This is a genomic window from Blautia sp. DFI.1.216 (assembly GCF_020594215.1).
GTDB classification, from domain to species: domain Bacteria; phylum Bacillota; class Clostridia; order Lachnospirales; family Lachnospiraceae; genus Blautia_A; species Blautia_A wexlerae.
Genome location: NZ_JAJDML010000144.1, coordinates 1 through 1,117, shown reverse-complemented (window position 1 = coordinate 1,117; position 1,117 = coordinate 1). Strand labels below are relative to the sequence as shown.

Here is a 1,117-nt window from a genome sequence, read left to right as displayed (position 1 = left end):
TTAACCTATTGTGCTACTTCAAATAGATTATGTGAAAACCTGTAAAACCGCAAAGAATCCTTACAGATATTAAAAAATAAAATTTTTAGAATATCAATTTTTTGATTTTTCCAAGTTCACAGGTTTCACCGAAAATACTATTCAATGCAATACAGAGATTGTATGCCAGTACTTTATTAACCAGACGGGTACATAACCCCTGAAAGCTTTTGGCTAACACTCTTTCTGCATTTAACTGACCACTCAATTGAGAGAATACGGTTTCTACCCGCCTTCTCAGTTTGAATATTAACTGACGTACGGATTTCGGCCAATTTTCCTTACTGTTGGAACGTTTCAGAGCAAAAAGACAGATATTTTTTTCCTGCATTTCCTGTTTCATGTTTTTTCCAACATAGCCTTTATCCGCTAAAATTGTAACATTAGACCAATGGTCTGCCAGATCACGTAATCCTTCACGATCATCTGTAGATGCCGGTGTGATCTCAAATGATGCAATGTATCCTTCTAATGTAATTAATGCATGTACTTTATATCCATAATAGGTTTCTTTTTTGGAAGGACATTTTCCATAATCAGCACCATGGCCACGAAATGCTTTACAATATCGTGCACGTCCAAATTTACAGACTGCAAGTGGAAAACTATCGACGATGTAATAGGAACTGACTGGAATTGGGAATACGGAAATCATTTTTTGTCGTAACAATTCTGTTGTCTGCATCAGGGCGCGTCTCGTTCTGTTAAAACGACTTCTGCTGCAAAGCTGCGGAAAAAGATGCCTGTAGTTTCGTTTCACAAAAGAAAACCATGCATTCTCAGAATCAACGCCTGCCAATTCTCCGCAGAGACTGATAGTAATGATTTCTGAGTCAGATAATTTTGCATTCAGGATATGCCGTCGTCTGGTAACTTCTGGAGGTGCAAACTGATGATACAATTCGTCAATAATAACGTAAGCAGTTAAAATAAAGTCTTCAAAAGTTGCAATAACAGTGGTATTATTATCTTGGAACTTCAACATAATGATGCCTCCTTTCGTTGTATTCCCTACAAAAAGGATAGCATATTTTGTTGAAGTTTCTTTATATTTTATTTTATCTAGCACAACAAGTTA

General features: G+C 36.3%; 1 protein-coding gene. It reads right to left on the bottom strand.

Translation table 11 applies throughout. The features are described from left to right. Positions 1–85 precede the first annotated feature (85 nt). On the bottom strand, positions 86–1,024 hold the full coding sequence (locus tag LJE11_RS19100; RefSeq protein ID WP_008708342.1) for an IS982-like element ISRmsp1 family transposase: 939 nt from the start codon (positions 1,022–1,024) through the stop codon (positions 86–88). Positions 1,025–1,117: the final 93 nt, after the last annotated feature.